Consider the following 15,318-nt stretch of genomic DNA (forward strand, 5'->3'; position numbering starts at 1 on the left):
CTCAGAACTCCAGGTGAAGCGCGAAATGCGCGGGGTTCAGCAGGCTGGTGACGAATTCGATGGCGCGCCCGTCGGCGGCGCGCGTCAGGCGGCGTGTGCGCAGGAACGGCGTCCCGGGCGCGCAGGCGAGGATCGCGGCGTCGGCCGCGCTCAGCATCTCGATATCGACCCACTCCTCCCCGTGATCGGGCACCAGCCCTGCCCCGCGCAGCGTCTGGTGCAGCGTGCCTTCGCGCAAGCCGCGCAACGGTATGTCCTCCAGTTCCGGCGACAGCGGCAGGCGGCTGCGCTCGATCGAGATTGCGTGGCCGTCATCGGCATTGGTGCGGGCGCGGTCGACCGCAATGAAGGACGAGTTCTTGACGCCGAGCCTGGCCGCCAGTTCCGCGTCCTCGATGATCTCGAGCCGCAAGGTGCGGGTCTCGGCATTGGCGCCCGCGTTGGCGAGCGCGCGCGACCAGCCGATCGCGTCGTCGACCGGCATGCCGTCGAAAGTAACGAAGGAGCCGATGCCGACCTTGGTGGTGATCAGCCCGCGGTTGGACAGCTCCTCCAGCCCTTTGCGCACGGTGTTGCGGCTGACGGAAAAGCGTTGGACGAGCTCGTTCTCGCTCTGCAGTCGGTCGCCGAAGCCGAGCAGGCCGGAGCGTATCTCATGCTCCAGAACCGTTGCGATCTGCTCGGGCTTTCCCGTGCCGGGTGAGAGCTGCATCGCGCGACGGGCCATATCAATACCTGTTCAATGAACCTGTATAGTCCTGTTCATTAGCGTATCTGAAATGAACCGTCAACGGCCTTCGGCCCAACGGTCGGTTGGGCATCAAACGAAGAAGAATTCCTCGACGCGCTGCTTGGCCTTCCGCAGGACCGGCAGGATGTCGCGCTCCATCGCCTCGACCGAGAAACGCGCCGACTGGGTCGAGACGTTGATGGCGGCGACTGTGCGCCCGGCGCGATCGACGATCGGCACCGCGATCGAGCGCAGGCCGAGCTCCAGCTCTTCGTCCACGACGGCGAAGCCCTCCGCCCTCGCCTTGTCGATGGCCTTGCCGAGCGCGGCGCGGCCGGTGATCGTTTTCGGCGTCCGCCGCTCGATGGACGCTTCAGCAAGGAAAGTCTTCAAGTCATCCGTCGGCAGGCCGGAAAGCAGCACCCGCCCCATCGACGTGCAATAGGCCGGCAGCCGCGTGCCGACATCGAGCGCCACGCTCAGGATACGCCGTCCAGGGATGCGCGCCACATAGACGACGTCCTCGCCCGACAGCACGGCCGCATTGCAGGCTTCGTCGAATTTGCCGGCCACCTCGCGCATGACAGGCGCCGCGAAGGTCCAGAGCGAAGCACCGCCGAGCCAGGTCCGGGCGACGGTCAACAGGCGCGGCGACAGCGAAAACAACCGGCCGGATTGCGTCGCGTAACCCGTCGCGACCAATGTCAGCAGAAAGCGCCTGGCACCCGCTCGCGTGAGATCCGCCTCCTCTGCCATCTCGGTCAGCGTCATGCCGGCCGGATGGCGCGCGAGGATTTCCATCACCACCAGGCCACGCTCCAGCGAACCGACATGGTCGCGTGAAATTGCTTCCTCTTCCACGAGCGCCTCCAGGCCGGCGTTGACTCAATGCAAAGGTTGGAGCTAAAAAGTATCTCATACAAAACACATGTTCGCAATACGAACTTTTTGCACCACGGAGCCCGGAGATGGCCAAGTTCCTGCCGCTGAAAGAGGCGGTCGCGGAGAATCTGCATGACGGCGACACCGTCGCTTTCGAGGGCTTCACGCATCTGATCCCAACCGCTGCCGCGCATGAGGCGATCCGCCAGGGTTTTCGCGAGCTGACACTGATCCGCATGACGCCCGACCTGATCTACGACCAGATGATCGGCATGGGCATGGCGAAGAAGGTCGTCTTCTCCTATGTCGGCAACCCGGGCGTCGGCCTGCTCAGGCGTGCCCGCGACGCCATCGAGAACGGCTTTCCCCGCGCCATCGAGGTCGAGGAACACAGCCATGCCGGAATGGCCAATGCCTATGAGGCGGGCGCCGCCGGCCTGCCCTGCGCGGTGTTTCGCGGCTATCGCGGCGCCGGTCTCGCCGCGGTCAATCCGAACATCAAATCCGTGACCTGCCCCTTCACCGGCGAGGTGCTTGCCGCCGTTCCGGCGATCCGGCCCGACGTCACCTTCATCCATGCGCAGAAGGCGGACCGGAAAGGCAACGTGCTGGTCGAGGGCATTATCGGCATCCAGAAGGAGGCCGTCCTTGCCGCAAAGCGCGCCGTGGTGACGGTCGAGGAAGTGGTCGACAATTTCGATGACCTCCACCCCAATCTTACCGTGCTGCCGAACTGGACGATCGCGGCGATCTCGGTCGTGCCGGGCGGCTCGCATCCCTCCTACGCGCATGGCTACTACGAGCGCGACAACGCCGCCTATCTGGAATGGGACGAGATCGCCGCCGACCGCAACCGCTTCCAGACCTGGATCCGGAAGAACGTCATCGAGAGCAGCGCGGACGACTTTGCCGGTCGAGTCGAGCATCTGAGGAAAGCCGCATGAGCGACGCGAAGGATATGGGCTTCACCCCGAACGAGATGATGACGATCGCCGCCAGCCGCGCGCTGAAAAGCGACGACGTCTGCTTCGTCGGCATCGGTGCGCCGTCGGCCGCCTGCAATGTCGCGCGGCTGACGCATGCGCCCGACATCACGCTGATCTATGAGAGCGGCACCATCGGCACCGCGCCCGACGTGCTGCCGCTGTCGATCGGCGACGGTGAGTTGTGCGAGACGGCGGTCACCACCGTCGCGGTGCCGGAGATGTTCCGCTACTGGCTGCAGGGCGGCCGCATCTCGATCGGCTTCCTGGGCGCCGCCCAGCTCGACAAATTCGGCAACATCAACACCACCGTCATCGGCGACTATGCGCATCCCAAGACCCGCCTGCCCGGCGGCGGCGGCGCGCCGGAGATCGCCACCTCGTCGAGGCAGGTCTACATCACCATGGCGCAGTCGAAGCGCGGCATGGTCGAGAAGATCGACTTCTTCACCTCCTTCGGCCATGGCGACGGTGGCGACCACCGCAAGCGCCTCGGCATCGACACGGCCGGCCCGACTTTGCTGATCACCGACCTCGCCATCTGGAAGCCGGACCCGGTGACCAAGGAATTCACCGTCGTCTCGCTGCATCCGGGCGTCAGCCGCGAGCGGGTGCAGGAAACCTGTGGCTGGACGGTCAAGTTCGCGCAGGCCCTTGACGAGACGCCGGCGCCGACGGAACTCGAGCTGAAGACATTGCGCGACCTGCAGGCCCGCACCAAGGCGGCGCATCAAGGGGCCGCCAAAGGGAAAGCTGCCTAGATGACCGAAGCCTTCATCTGCGATTACATCCGCACGCCCATCGGCCGCTTCGGCGGCGCGCTGTCCTCCGTCCGCGCCGACGATCTCGGCGCGATTCCGTTGAAGGCGCTGGTCGAGCGCAATGCCGGCGTCGACTGGGCGGCCGTCGATGACGTCATCTATGGCTGCGCCAACCAGGCCGGCGAGGACAATCGCAATGTGGCGCGCATGGCGCTTCTGCTTGCCGGCCTGCCGCAGGACATTCCAGGTTCGACCGTCAACCGTTTGTGCGGCTCGGGCATGGATGCCGTCACCATCGCCGCGCGCGCCATCAAATCAGGCGAGGCCGAGCTGATGATTGCCGGCGGCGTCGAATCGATGAGCCGCGCGCCCTTCGTCATGCCGAAGGCCGACACCGCCTTCTCGCGCAATGCCGAGATTTACGACACCACCATCGGCTGGCGCTTCGTCAACCCGCTGATGAAGAAGCTGTATGGCGTCGACTCCATGCCGGAGACCGGCGAGAACGTCGCCGAGGATTTTTCCGTCAGCAGAGTCGACCAGGACGCCTTCGCGGTACGCAGCCAGGACAAGGCGGTCGCCGCGCAAGCCAATGGCCGGTTGGCGAAGGAGATCACGCCGGTGACCATCCCGCAAAGGAAGGGCGACACGATCATCGTCGTGAAGGACGAACACCCCCGCGCTGGCACCACCATCGAGACGCTGGCCAAACTGCCGACGCCGTTCCGCCAGGGCGGCAGCGTCACCGCCGGCAACGCTTCCGGCGTCAATGACGGCGCTGCCGCTCTCATCATCGCGTCCGAGGCAGCCGCGAAGAGGCATGGCCTGACGCCGATCGCCCGTATCCTCGGCGGTGCCGTCGCCGGTGTGGCGCCGCGCATCATGGGCATCGGACCGGCGCCGGCGACGAAGAAGCTTTGCGCCCGCCTCGGCCTGACACCCGAACAGTTCGACGTCATCGAATTGAACGAAGCCTTCGCCTCCCAGGGCATCGCCGTGCTCCGCCAACTCGGAATTTCCGAGAAGGCGGAGCATGTGAACCCCAATGGCGGCGCGATCGCGCTTGGCCACCCGCTCGGCATGTCCGGCGCGCGCATCACGGGTACCGCGGCGCTCGAACTGCGCGAGCGCGGCGGCAAGCTGGCTTTGGCCACCATGTGCATCGGTGTCGGCCAGGGCATCGCCATCGCACTGGAGGGAATCTGACCGTCCAGGCAGATCAATAGGGCAAGCCGACGTAGTTTTCGGCCAATGCCGTGGATGCAGCCTTGGAATTTACGAGATAGTCGAGCTCGGCTTCCTGGATGCGTTGGCCGAACTCGCCTGTCTCCGGAAAACGGTGCAGGATCGTCGTCATCCACCAGGAGAAGCGCACCGCTTTCCAGACTCGCGCCAGCGCTTTTGACGAATAGGCGTCCAGCCCGGCCTCTGACTTCCCGTTGTAGAATTCGCGAAGTCCGGCAAACAGATAGCGCACGTCGCTGGCAGCGAGGTTGAGGCCCTTGGCGCCGGTCGGCGGCACGATATGGGCGGCGTCTCCGACCAGGAACAGCCTGCCGAAGCGCATCGGCTCGGCGACGAAGGAGCGCAGCGGCGCGATCGACTTCTCGAAGGACGGCCCAGTGGTGACGGCGGCCGCTATCCGTGGCGGCAGGCGCCCGCGCAACTCGTCCCAGAACCGGTCGTCGGACCAGGCCTCGACGCGCTCGTCGGCGGGAACCTGCACATAGTAGCGGCTGCGCTGCGGCGACCGCATCGAGCAGAGCGCAAAACCGCGCTCGTGATTGGCATAGACCAGTTCGTGGTCGGCCGGAGGCACCTCCGCCAGCACGCCCAGCCAGCCGAATGGGTATTGCCGCTCGAACGTCTTCAGCGCGCCTTCTGGCACCGATTTGCGGCTGACGCCGTGGTAGCCGTCGCAGCCGGCGATGAAGTCGCAGTCGATGCGATGCGTGAGGCCGTCCTTGTCGTAGGTGACGAAGGGCGACGCGCCGCCGAAATCATGCAGCGCGACATTCGATGTTTCGAAGACGGTCGGGAGTCCCGCCGCTTCGCGCTTCTGCATCAGATCGAGCGTCACCTCGGTCTGGCCATAGACGGTGACATGCTTGCCGCCGGTAAGCGTTGTCATGTCGATGCGATGCGCGCGGCCATCGAAGGCGAGCGAGATGCCGGCATGCGGCAGGCCCTGGGCGTGCAGCCTGTCCGCCGCGCCCGCTTGGCCGAGCAGGTCGACCGTGCCCTGTTCGAGCACGCCCGCGCGCACACGTCCAAGCACATGCTCGCGGCTCGATCGTTCAAGCATGATCGTCTCGACGCCAATGGTGGCGAGCAACTGACCGAGCAGCAGGCCGGACGGTCCGGACCCAATGATGGCGACCCGTGTGCGCATCAATGACCGAGGCTCTCGATCTGTCCGGCCAACTCGGCCGCAAGCCTGAGCGCGGCCGCGGTCGCCACGACCATCTGCGGCAGGATGAGCCATTCCAGCGTCCAGGCCGCGCCCGAGCGCTCCTGCTCATGCACCAGTGCCTGATGCATCCCGGAGAGCTGCGTGGCGTTGAAGCGGGCCAGCGCCACCAATGCTTCCGCCTTCACCGGATTCTGCTTGTGCGGCATCGCCGAGGAACCGCCGCCGCCGGACAGCTTGATCTCGGAGCCCGTCTGCGCCATCAGCGCGACGTCCTGTCCGAACTTGCCGAGACCGCCGGTCGCCAGCGACAGCCAGCCGGCGAATTCGGCTAGCGTATCGCGCTGGCTATGCCATTGCGGCGCATCGGCAAGACCGAGCTTGGCCGCAAGCGCGGCGCGCACCGCGCCGGCCTTGTCGCCGAGCTTTTCCAACGTGCCTGCGGCGCCGCCGAACTGAACCACTAGCAACCGACCCGAGAGCTCTTTCAAGCGTTCCTGGTGACGCTCAAGCGGCACCCGCCACGAAACGACCCGATCGCGCGCAGTTATTTGTGTTGCCGGCTGCATGCGCGTCGTCGCCATGAGCTCGCGGCTCCCGAACTCCAGTTCCAGCCCGGTGAGGCGCACGATGTTCTCGCCGAGCAGCAGGCCGATATGGTCGACCGCGCCGCGCAGCCTGAGCACCAGCGAGCTATCGATGACATCCTGGCTGGTCGCGCCGAAATGAACGTAGGTATCGTGCGGCGCTCCGACAGCAGCCTTGATCTGGCGCACCAACTCCGGCACCACGACGCCGTCCTTGGCAACGCCCACCTTCAACTTCGACGTATCCGGCCGGAACGATCCCAGTGCTTTCACGATCGCTGCCGCGGCATCACGTGGAATGACGCCGCATTCGGCTTCCGCCTCGGCCAGTGCCCGCTCGAAAGCGAGCATCGCAGCGATGTCGGCTTCGACGGAAAAATACCTGGCCGCCTCTTCGTCGCCGAGCAGGCCGGAAAGCAGCGGGTGATCGAAGGGCGAAACGGTCATGGCGGCCACGGTCAGCTGTCGAAGAAGACCGTCTCCTTTTCGCCCTGCAAATGGATATCGAAGACGTAGGTATTGCCCTGACGCTCAGCGATCAGCGTCGGCACGCGCAGGCGATGCTCGATGCGCGCAAGGATAGGGTCCTCGGCATTGGCCTTCTCCTCGTCGGAGAAATAGAGCCTGGTGTTGAGCCCGACATTGATGCCGCGTGCCACGATCCACAGCGTGATATGCGGCGCCATCAGCCGCCCGTCGCGGAACGGCACCCGGCCCGGCTTGATCGTCCGGAACAGGCAGACGCCCGTTTCCATGTCGGTCGGCTGCCGGCCCCAGCCCTGGAAGTTTGGATCGGCACCGCCGCGCATCTCGGCCGGTGAATTGTAGAGCCCCTCGGCATCCGCCTGCCAGATCTCGACCAGCGCGTCCTTCAGCGGCGTGCCGGTGCCGTCAAGCACGCGGATGCGCAACTCGATGCGCTCGCCCTTGGTCTCACCGTTGACCATCGCCGAACCGAGGTCGCTCGCGTAGACGCCGCCTATACCGCAGAAATTGGGCGTCAGCCCGATATGCACATAAGGGCCGGCGGTCTGCGAAGGGCTCTCCTTCAGCCGGTCGGGCGACTGCGTCATCAATTGCCCTCCGGCCTGTTCTCGAACAGCGTCGAGCGCCGCCCGCGCAGCACGATGTCGAACTTGTAGGCAAGCGCGTCCATCGGGATGGTCGACTGCATATCGAGCGCCGCGATCAGCGCCTCGATCGCGACCTTGTTGGAAATGCCGCCGACGATCGGACAACGCCAGATCAGCGGATCGCCCTCGAAATACATCTGCGTGATCAGACGCTGCGCGAAGCCGTGGCCGAACACGGAAAAATGGATGTGCGCCGGCCGCCAGTCGTTCGGCCCGTTCGGCCATGGATACGGTCCGGGCCTGACGGTGCGAAACGCGTAGCCGCCGTCCTCGCCGGTGATGGTGCGGCCGCAGCCGCCGAAATTCGGATCGAGCGGCGCAAGATAGCCGTCCTTCTTGTGACGGTAGCGGCCGCCTGCATTGGCTTGCCAGAATTCCAGCAGCACGCCCGGTACGCCCTTGCCGCGTTCGTCCAGCACGCGTCCATGGACGATGATGCGCTCGCCGATGGCGCTCTCGCCGGGTCTGGCGAAATTGTGGATCAGGTCGTTGTCGAGCTCGCCGAGCATCGCGTGCCCGAACACCGGGCCGGTCAATTCCGACAGCGTGTTGTCGAACGACAGCAGCGCCTTCTGCGGCGAACGCAGCACCGAGCTTTTGTAGTTCGGCGTCAACGCCGGCGGATGCCATTGGCGGTCGCGCTGGAAGAAGGCGCCGGCTTCCGGCGCCTGGTTGGAGCCGGTCTCAGCCATGATCGGCTCCGTCCATCTGCGCGAACACCTGCTTGGCGATCTTGAAGGCGCGGTTGGCGGCCGGCACGCCGGCATAGATCGCGACGTGCAGGAAGGCCTCGCAAATGTCGTCGCGCGAGGCGCCTGTATTGGCGGTGGCGCGCACATGCATGGCCACTTCCTCGTCATGGCCGAGCGCTGCAAGCAGCGCCAGCGTCACGATCGAGCGCTCGCGCTTCGACCAGCCGGGCCGCGCCCATACCGTTCCCCAGGCGGCTTCGGTGATCAACTGCTGGAACGGCCGGTCGAAATCGGTCGCGGCATCCTCGGCGCGGTCGACATGCGGACTGCCGAGCACGGAGCGGCGGACCTCGAGCCCGGTCCGATAGCGGTTCTTCGTGACATCATCCATGAGCAGACTTTCCCTCAGGCAATGAGGCGACGAAATCGCGGATCAAAGTGACGAGCGCTTCGGGCTGCTCGATGCACGGGATATGTGCGGCATCGCGGATCACTTCGAAGCGGGCGCCGGGGATCATTCCGGCCAGCGAGCGGACAAGATCCGGCGGCGTCGAACCGTCCTGGTCGCCGACGATGCAAAGCGTCGGCACCGCGATGCGCCGCGCGCTGTCGGTGAAATCGGCATCGCGCACCGCCATGCAGGTGCCGATGTAGCCAGGCAGAGCCTGCCTGGTCAGCATGTTGCAGCAGCCGGCCAGGTCCGCCGCACGCTTGGCATGGAATTGCGGCGTGAACCACACTTTCATGATGCCTTCGGCGATCGCCTCGATGCCGTCGCGCTCGACAGTCGCGATGCGTGTGTTCCAGCTTTCGGCGGTGCCGATCTTGTGCGCCGTGTCGCTGAGGATGAGAGCCTCTATACATTTGGGGTGGCGGGTGTAGAGCCGCTGCGCAATCATGCCGCCGACGGACAGGCCGAAGAGCACGACCTTGTCGAAACCGAAATGGTCGATGAGGGCGGCGAGATCGTCGACATGGTCGTCGATCGAGCGTACGCCGCCGCCGATATCCGACAGCCCATGGCCGCGCTTGTCGTAGACGAGCATCGGCATTTCGCTCCTCAGTTTCGCGACGACGTCGTCCCAGATCCGAAAATCGGTGCCCAGCGAATTGATGAAGACGATCGGGCGCGACGTGCCGGTGGCCTCGATATGGCGGTGATGCAGCGTGACGCCGCCTATGCTGACGAATGGCACGATTTCGATCCTCCGAAGCCACATTGCACGAGCGGTTTGGTTCGGTAAAATGATATTTTGCGGCGTTTCATTAACTCTGAGGTTATCGAACCATGGTCGAAAGCCGGATCCGCTTCCGCCATCTTCAGGCGTTTCTCGAAGTCGCGCGGCAAGGCAGCGTCGCGCGCGCGGCCGACTTCCTGCATGTCAGCGCGCCGGCCGTGACCAAGACCTTGCGTGAACTCGAAGAAGCGCTCGGCGTCGCCGTGGTGGAGCGCGACGGGCGCGGTATTCGCATCACGCGTCTGGGCGAAATCTTCCTTGGACATGCCGGCTCGGCGATTTCGGCGCTGAAACGCGGCGTCGATTCCGTGCGCCAGGACGGCGCCCTCAATCGCGACCCGATCCGCATCGGCGCGCTGCCGACCGTGTCGGCCCGGGTGATGCCGCTCGCCATGAACCTGTTCCTCGAGGAAAACACCGGCGCCGCGCTCAAGATCGTCACCGGCGAGAATGCGGTGCTGCTCGAACAGCTGCGCGTCGGCGCGCTCGATCTAGTCGTCGGCCGGCTCGCGGCGCCGGAGCACATGACCGGCTTCTTCTTCGAGCATCTCTATTCGGAGCAGGTGCTGTTCGTGGTGCGCGCCGGACATCCCCTGGCCGAGCCGGACGCCGACATCTTCGCGCGGCTCGACGAATTTCCGGTCCTGATGCCGACGCGGGAATCCGTCATCCGGCCTTTCGTCGACCGGCTTTTCATAACCAACGGCATGACCGCGCCGGCGACGGAAATCGAAACGGTGTCCGATTCCTTCGGCCGCTCCTTCATGCGGCAGAGCAATGCCGTTTGGATCATCTCGGCCGGTGTCGTCGCCAATGAGATCGCCAGCGGCGCCTTCGTCGCCTTGCCCGTGGACACGGAAGAGACCAAAGGGCCGGTTGGCTTGACCATGCGCACCGACACCGCCCCCTCGCCGGCCTTCACCATCCTGTTGCAGACGATCCGGGAGGCAGCACACCACCACGCCTGACGATCGGCCTGTCGGTTCGAATTCCACTAACCCAGGGGTTAATGAAACACCGTAAAATATCATTTTACCGAACCAAACCGCTAGTGCAATGTGGCCTTCGGAGGATCGAAAGCCGTGCCGTCCGGCCGCAAACGGAAGACCCGTTTGCCGTCGTGTCGAACGGCGACTGAGGGAGGAGCACATGTCTCGCATCATCGGCAGCAAGCCCGCCATATCGGGCATTTCACGGCGCCAGTTCATCGCCACTTCGGTGGCGAGCGGCGCCGCACTGGCATTCGGCCGCGGCGGCGCCTTCGCGCAAACCGCCGACACGCTCAAGGTCGGCTTCGTCAGCCCTCGCACCGGCCCGCTCGCCGGCTTCGGCGAAACCGACGGCTACGTGCTGGATCTTGCCCGCAAGGCTCTGGCCAACGGCATCGAGCTTGGCGGCAAGAAATACAGCGTCGAGATTGTTGACCAGGACACCCAGTCGGACCCGTCCCGCGCCGGCCAGCTCGCCAAGGACCTGATCAACAACCAGGCGATCGACCTGATGCTCGCCGTCTCGACGCCGGAGGTCATCAATCCGGTGGCGGACGCGTGCGAGGCGGCCGGCGTGCCTTGCCTGTCGACGGTCATGCCGTGGGAGGCCTGGTATTTCGGCCGCGGCGCCAAGCCGGGCCAGCCCTCGCCGTTCAAATGGACCTATCATTTCGGCTTTGGCGTCGAGGAATTCTTCAAGGCCTATATCTCGCAGTGGAACCTGATCGAGACCAACAAGAAGGTCGGCGTCATGTATCCCAACGACGCCGACGGCAACGCCATCCGCGCCCATCTGGCGCCGTTGCTGGCCAAGCAGGGTTTCACCATCGTCGATCCCGGCGCTTACGAGACCGGCACCACCGACTATTCCTCGCAGATCGCGCTGTTCAAGCAGGAAGGCGTCGAGATCTTCAACTCCTTCCCGATCCCGCCCGACTTCGCCGCCTTCTGGCGCCAGGCCGCGCAGCAAGGCCTGACCCGGCAGATCAAGATCGCCCAGGTCGCCAAGACCGGCCTGTTCCCGTCCGACATCGAGGCGCTCGGCGACCTCGGCATGAAGATTTCGAGCGCCGCCTATTGGCACAAGGCTTTCCCCTACAAGTCGTCGCTGACCGGCGTTTCGGGCACCGAGCTTGCCGATGGCTATGAGGCGGCGAGCGGCAAGCAATGGACGCAGCAGCTCGGCGCCTCGATGTCGTTGCTCGATGCCGGCTTCGCAGCTCTTAAGGCAAGCGCCAACGCCAAGGACAAGGCGGCTGTCGCCAAGGCGCTGAGCACGCTCAAGACCGAGACCATGGGCGGCAAGGTCGACTTCACAAGCGGCCCGGTCCCCAATGTCTCGCCCGGCCCGATCATCGGCACGCAATGGGTCGCCGCCAAGGAAGGTTCGAAATTCCCGCTCGACTATGTCGTGACCGAGAACGCCACCGACCCGAACGTGCCGGTCGAGGCCAAGCTCCAGCCTTACAACGGCTGATCTGTCGAGGGACCGCATCGTGAACGCCATGCCCAACGGTGCGATCCTCAGCGCCGCCGGCATCCACAAGCGCTTCGGCGCGCTTGTGGTGCTCGACGACGTCGACTTCGCCATGGGCGCCGACGAGGCGGTCGGCATCGTCGGCCCCAACGGCGCCGGCAAGACGACGCTGCTCAGCGTACTCTCGGGCGCTTATCCGCCGAGCGCCGGAACGATCGCCTTCAAAGGCGATGACGTGACCGCCTTGCCGGCCACGCAGCGCTGCCGGCTGGGTCTGGTGCGCACCCACCAGGTGCCGAAACCCTTCGGCGGCATGACCGCTTTCGAGAATGTCTTCGTCGCCGCCTCGCATGGCGCCGGGCTCGGCCGCGACGAGGCCTATGAGGAAGCGCTCGGCTCGCTGAGGCTGTGCGGCATGCTTGGCGTAGCCAACCGGCGCGCCGAAACGCTCGGCCTGCTCGACCGCAAGCGGCTGGAACTGGCGCGCGCGCTCGCCGCAAAGCCGACGCTGCTTCTGCTCGACGAGATCGGCGGTGGCCTGACAGACGGCGAGGCCGGCGAACTCGTCGAGACCATCCGCGAATTGCGCCGCCGCAAGATCGGCATCGTCTGGATCGAGCACATCGTCCACATCCTGTTGCAGGTGGCCGAGCGGCTGATCTGCATGGATGCCGGAAAGGTCATCGCCGACGGCGAGCCGCAGGCGGTGATGGCCGACCCGCAGGTGATCAGCGCCTATCTCGGCGGAGGCCCGAAATGAGCCTGCTGTCGGTCGAGGATCTCGTTGTCCGGCATGGCCTGCTTCAAGCAGTGCGCGGCGTCGGCTTCGGCGTCGAACGCGGCGAAACGCTGGCGCTGGTCGGCGCCAATGGCGCGGGCAAGACGACATTGCTCAGGGCAATCGCCGGCGCGCATCAGGCAGCCTCCGGCCGCGTGGTCTTCGGCGGCGCCGACCTTTCCGGCGTGCCTTCGCATGAACGCGTCCGCAAGGGCATCGCCCTGGTGCCCGAGGGCCGGCGGCTCTTCGTGCAGATGACGGTCGAGGAAAACCTCCTGCTTGGCCGCAGCGCCGGTCGTCCCGGCGAGTGGAGCGTCGAGCGCGTGCTCGAAACCTTCCCCAACCTCAAACCGCGCCGCCACGCCAAAGCCGGGCATCTCTCGGGCGGCGAGCAGCAGGCGACGGCGATCGGCCGCGCGCTGATGAGCAATCCCGACCTCCTCCTGCTCGACGAAGTCTCGCTCGGCCTGTCGCCGCTGGTCGTCGACCGCGTCTATGCCTCGCTGCAGGGGCTGATCAGTTCCGGCACGACGATCATCCTCGTTGAGCAGGATCTCAACCGCGCGCTCTCCGTCTCCAGCAAGGTCATCTGCATGCTGGAGGGCCGGATCGCGCTCGCCGGCGACAGCAAGACCGTTTCGCGCGACGAGGTGACCAAAGCCTATTTCGGCCTGCACCGGAAAGGCGCCACAGGCGTGCCGGCATGATGAACCAGATCGTCCAGGGCATCCTGCTTGGCGGCTATTACGCGCTGATCGCCTGCGGCCTCTCCTTCATGTTCTCGGTGATGCGCATCATCAACCTGGCGCATGGCAGCCTCGCCGTGCTGTCGGCCTTTGCGCTATGGCTGCTCGCCTCGCGCTTCCACATCCCGCCCTTCCTCGGCTTGCTCATCGTGCTGCCGTTGATGGCCGCGATCGGCTGGGCCTTGCAGCGCTTCCTGCTCGAGCGCAGCGCGCGCGGTGGCGCGCTGCTGCCGATCCTCACCACCTTCGGTCTCGCCATCGTCATCGACAATGTGCTGTTCGAACAGTTCGGCGCCGACACGCGCTCGCTGGCGCCTTTCATAGGCAGCCTGTCCTACGATTCCTGGGAATGGCCGGGCAGCATCTATGTCGGCAAGCTCGCGGTGATCATCTTCGTCGCCGCCGTCGTCCTGCTCGGCGGACTGCAGTTGTTTCTGACCCGCACCGGGCTCGGCCGCTCGATCCGTGCGACTTCGGAAGACCCTGATACGGCGGGGCTGGTCGGCGTCGATGCGCGTCGCACCAACGCCATCGCCGCGGCGATCGCCATGGTCACCGTCGGTCTCGCCGGCGCCTTCCTCGGCATGCGCGCCACCTTCGATCCCTATGCCGGCGCCACGCAACTTCTGTTCGCCTTCGAGGCGGCCGTCATCGGCGGCGCCGGTTCGCTCTGGGGGACTCTGATCGGCGGCATCGTCCTGGCGCTCGCCCAGACGCTCGGCGCCAAGATACATCCGCAAGGTTTTCTCATCGGCGGCCATGTCGCTTTCCTGATCGTTCTGTTCATCCGCCTCTACACCTCCGGCCTCGGCCTGCGCGGCTTGCTGCGCATCTCCACGGGGAAGGCATCATGAGCGCCGCCTCCCCTGTCATCGAGCGCGGCACCGCCGCCTCGCGCGTCGCCGGTATCGGCGTCGTTGCCATCATCCTGCTGCTCGCCATCGCGCCGCAGTTCCTGTCCGCCGGCGCCGTCGACCGCATGACCGCTTTGTTCATCTATGTGATCCTCGCCGCCATGTGGAACGCGCTCGCCGGCTTCGGCGGACTGGTGTCGGTCGGCCAGCAGGTATTCTTCGGCCTCGGCGCCTATTTCGCCATCCGGCTCGCCAATGCCGGGCTTAATCCGTTCGTCTCGCTCTTCATCTCGGCGGTCATTGTCGGCGCGGTGTCCTGGCCGATCTCGCTGTTCATGCTTCGCCTGAAGAATGGCGAATTTGCCATCGGCATGTGGGTGATCGCAGCACTCACCCACCTGCTCGTCAATCTCGACCGGCTGATCCAGGGCGAGACCGGCACGTCGCTGATCTCGCTCAACGTCTACGATGCATCGACACGCAGGCTGACAATCTATTGGCTGGCGCTGGCCTCGATGACGGCGCTGCTCGCGATCCTGTTCGGCCTGCTGCGCGGCAGCACCGGTGCGGCCATCCGCGCCATTCGCGACAATGAGGATGCGGCGGCCTCCGTCGGCGTGCGCGTCACCGGCACCAAGCGGCTGCTCTTCGTGCTCGCCGCCTTCGGCATCGGTGTCGCCGGCGCGCTGTGGCTGGCGACCGCGATCACCTTCCAGCCAAAGACCTATTTCAGCGTGCAGTGGACGGCCTACATGATCTTCATGGTGCTGGTCGGCGGCATCGGCACCTTCGAAGGCGCCATCCTCGGCGCGCTGCTCTTCTTCCTCATCGAAACCTGGTTCGGCGGCACCGGCGTCTGGTACCTGATCGGGCTCGGTGCTACGGCGCTCGTCTTCTCGCTGCTCTTGCCGCGAGGCCTCTGGGGCACGCTCGAGGAGCGGTTTGGCTGGCGACTGCTGTCGGTCGGCTACCGCGTCAGGCTTCCCGCCGGGGCGTCAAATCCGACCGGCGAGATTGCTTCGCCGCTGAAGACCACCAATTCTCGGGAGAAGGCATGA

At 65.5% G+C, this 15,318-nt stretch carries 17 protein-coding genes; 9 read left to right on the forward strand and 8 right to left on the reverse strand.

Annotation, left to right across the window (positions count from 1 at the left end):
* Nucleotide 1: 1 nt before the first annotated feature.
* Both FJW10_RS08860 and FJW10_RS08865 read right to left on the reverse strand, forming a co-directional pair.
* Nucleotides 2-727, reverse strand: coding sequence for a GntR family transcriptional regulator (locus tag FJW10_RS08860; protein WP_140899788.1), 726 nt, complete (start codon nucleotides 725-727; stop codon nucleotides 2-4).
* 93 nt (nucleotides 728-820) lie between these two features.
* Nucleotides 821-1,591, reverse strand: coding sequence for an IclR family transcriptional regulator C-terminal domain-containing protein (locus FJW10_RS08865; RefSeq protein WP_140899789.1), 771 nt, complete (start codon nucleotides 1,589-1,591; stop codon nucleotides 821-823).
* A 107-nt stretch (nucleotides 1,592-1,698) separates the two neighbouring features.
* Here FJW10_RS08865 and FJW10_RS08870 point away from each other — a divergent pair, with 107 nt between their 5' ends.
* Genes FJW10_RS08870 through pcaF form a run of 3 tightly spaced genes read left to right on the forward strand, consistent with a single transcriptional unit; the run spans nucleotide 1,699 to nucleotide 4,562 of the window.
* Nucleotides 1,699-2,556 carry a CoA transferase subunit A gene (locus FJW10_RS08870; RefSeq protein ID WP_140899790.1) on the forward strand — a complete coding sequence of 286 codons (858 nt, stop codon included), beginning with the start codon at nucleotides 1,699-1,701 and terminating at the stop codon, nucleotides 2,554-2,556.
* Nucleotides 2,553-3,356: a CoA-transferase subunit beta gene (locus tag FJW10_RS08875; protein WP_140828728.1), complete on the forward strand. Its 804-nt coding sequence runs from the start codon at nucleotides 2,553-2,555 to the stop codon at nucleotides 3,354-3,356. Before FJW10_RS08870 ends, FJW10_RS08875 begins: the two co-directional genes overlap by 4 nt.
* Nucleotides 3,357-4,562: a 3-oxoadipyl-CoA thiolase gene (pcaF, locus tag FJW10_RS08880; protein ID WP_140899791.1), complete on the forward strand. Its 1,206-nt coding sequence runs from the start codon at nucleotides 3,357-3,359 to the stop codon at nucleotides 4,560-4,562.
* A 13-nt stretch (nucleotides 4,563-4,575) separates the two neighbouring features.
* Here pcaF and pobA read toward each other — a convergent pair whose 3' ends face one another.
* From pobA to pcaD, 6 genes are read right to left on the reverse strand one after another with little or no spacing between them, the layout of a single operon-like run.
* The gene (gene pobA / locus FJW10_RS08885) at nucleotides 4,576-5,748 is read right to left on the reverse strand and encodes a 4-hydroxybenzoate 3-monooxygenase (protein WP_140899792.1); all 1,173 of its coding nucleotides are present in this window, start codon (nucleotides 5,746-5,748) and stop codon (nucleotides 4,576-4,578) included.
* A complete protein-coding gene (locus FJW10_RS08890) occupies nucleotides 5,748-6,800 on the reverse strand; it encodes a 3-carboxy-cis,cis-muconate cycloisomerase (RefSeq protein WP_140899793.1) in 1,053 nt (350 codons plus the stop codon). Before FJW10_RS08890 ends, pobA begins: the two co-directional genes overlap by 1 nt.
* Nucleotides 6,801-6,811: 11 nt before the next feature.
* A complete protein-coding gene (pcaG, locus tag FJW10_RS08895; RefSeq protein ID WP_140899794.1) occupies nucleotides 6,812-7,426 on the reverse strand; it encodes a protocatechuate 3,4-dioxygenase subunit alpha in 615 nt (204 codons plus the stop codon).
* Nucleotides 7,426-8,178: a protocatechuate 3,4-dioxygenase subunit beta gene (pcaH, locus tag FJW10_RS08900; protein ID WP_181177468.1), complete on the reverse strand. Its 753-nt coding sequence runs from the start codon at nucleotides 8,176-8,178 to the stop codon at nucleotides 7,426-7,428. The genes pcaG and pcaH overlap by 1 nt, the downstream gene beginning before the upstream one ends.
* A complete protein-coding gene (gene pcaC / locus FJW10_RS08905; protein WP_140640091.1) occupies nucleotides 8,171-8,569 on the reverse strand; it encodes a 4-carboxymuconolactone decarboxylase in 399 nt (132 codons plus the stop codon). The genes pcaH and pcaC overlap by 8 nt, the downstream gene beginning before the upstream one ends.
* Nucleotides 8,562-9,374, reverse strand: coding sequence for a 3-oxoadipate enol-lactonase (gene pcaD, locus FJW10_RS08910; protein WP_140899795.1), 813 nt, complete (start codon nucleotides 9,372-9,374; stop codon nucleotides 8,562-8,564). The genes pcaC and pcaD overlap by 8 nt, the downstream gene beginning before the upstream one ends.
* Before the next feature lie 92 nt (nucleotides 9,375-9,466).
* On the opposite strand from pcaD, the gene pcaQ reads away from it, so the two are divergent.
* The 6 genes from pcaQ (at nucleotide 9,467) to FJW10_RS08940 (ending at nucleotide 15,318) form a co-directional block, all read left to right on the forward strand.
* On the forward strand, nucleotides 9,467-10,384 hold the full coding sequence (pcaQ, locus tag FJW10_RS08915; protein WP_140899796.1) for a pca operon transcription factor PcaQ: 918 nt from the start codon (nucleotides 9,467-9,469) through the stop codon (nucleotides 10,382-10,384).
* A 181-nt stretch (nucleotides 10,385-10,565) separates the two neighbouring features.
* Complete coding sequence (locus FJW10_RS08920; RefSeq protein ID WP_140899797.1) at nucleotides 10,566-11,882, forward strand: ABC transporter substrate-binding protein; 1,317 nt, start codon at nucleotides 10,566-10,568, stop codon at nucleotides 11,880-11,882.
* 28 nt (nucleotides 11,883-11,910) lie between these two features.
* Nucleotides 11,911-12,642: an ABC transporter ATP-binding protein gene (locus FJW10_RS08925; RefSeq protein WP_140829542.1), complete on the forward strand. Its 732-nt coding sequence runs from the start codon at nucleotides 11,911-11,913 to the stop codon at nucleotides 12,640-12,642.
* On the forward strand, nucleotides 12,639-13,367 hold the full coding sequence (locus FJW10_RS08930; RefSeq protein WP_140899798.1) for an ABC transporter ATP-binding protein: 729 nt from the start codon (nucleotides 12,639-12,641) through the stop codon (nucleotides 13,365-13,367). The genes FJW10_RS08925 and FJW10_RS08930 overlap by 4 nt, the downstream gene beginning before the upstream one ends.
* A complete protein-coding gene (locus FJW10_RS08935) occupies nucleotides 13,364-14,260 on the forward strand; it encodes a branched-chain amino acid ABC transporter permease (protein WP_140899799.1) in 897 nt (298 codons plus the stop codon). The genes FJW10_RS08930 and FJW10_RS08935 overlap by 4 nt, the downstream gene beginning before the upstream one ends.
* Nucleotides 14,257-15,318: a branched-chain amino acid ABC transporter permease gene (locus FJW10_RS08940; protein ID WP_140899800.1), complete on the forward strand. Its 1,062-nt coding sequence runs from the start codon at nucleotides 14,257-14,259 to the stop codon at nucleotides 15,316-15,318. Before FJW10_RS08935 ends, FJW10_RS08940 begins: the two co-directional genes overlap by 4 nt.

It is taken from the genome of Mesorhizobium sp. B4-1-1 (genome assembly GCF_006439375.1).
Classification (GTDB): Bacteria; Pseudomonadota; Alphaproteobacteria; order Rhizobiales; family Rhizobiaceae; genus Mesorhizobium.